Raw genomic sequence first — 397 nt, forward strand, 5'->3', positions numbered from 1 at the left:
CAGGATCATGAAGTAAAAAATCAGACCGAACACCACCAGCATCAGAATCAGAGACATCGGGCTGCCCTGCGCCGGTGCACCCGTTGCCGCTACCGCATCAGAAATAAAAAAGCTCATTGAAATTCCCTCATTATTAAAATTAATCAACGTTCAAAGGAGGCACGGTGCGCCCCTGACGTTGGTAAAAATCGGTCACGAAGCTCTCTAATTTACCCTCTTCGATAGCCTTGCGTAAACCAGCCATTAAACGCTGATAGTAGCGCAGGTTATGAATGGTATTGAGACGCGCGCCCAATATTTCGTTGCAACGGTCGAGGTGATGCAAGTAAGCGCGTGAATAATTGCGACATGTATAGCAATCACACTCGGCGTCCAGCGGCGCGGTATCGCTTTTGTG

Annotated in this window: 1 protein-coding gene; it reads right to left on the reverse strand. The window is 48.6% G+C overall.

The window, feature by feature from the left end:
• Positions 1-139: 139 nt before the first annotated feature.
• The coding region (locus FJV41_RS56435) for a tRNA-guanine transglycosylase (protein ID WP_141649692.1) at positions 140-397 on the reverse strand (258 nt) is incomplete at its 5' end.

This window comes from Myxococcus llanfairpwllgwyngyllgogerychwyrndrobwllllantysiliogogogochensis, assembly GCF_006636215.1.
Lineage (GTDB): Bacteria > Myxococcota > Myxococcia > Myxococcales > Myxococcaceae > Myxococcus > Myxococcus llanfairpwllgwyngyllgogerychwyrndrobwllllantysiliogogogochensis.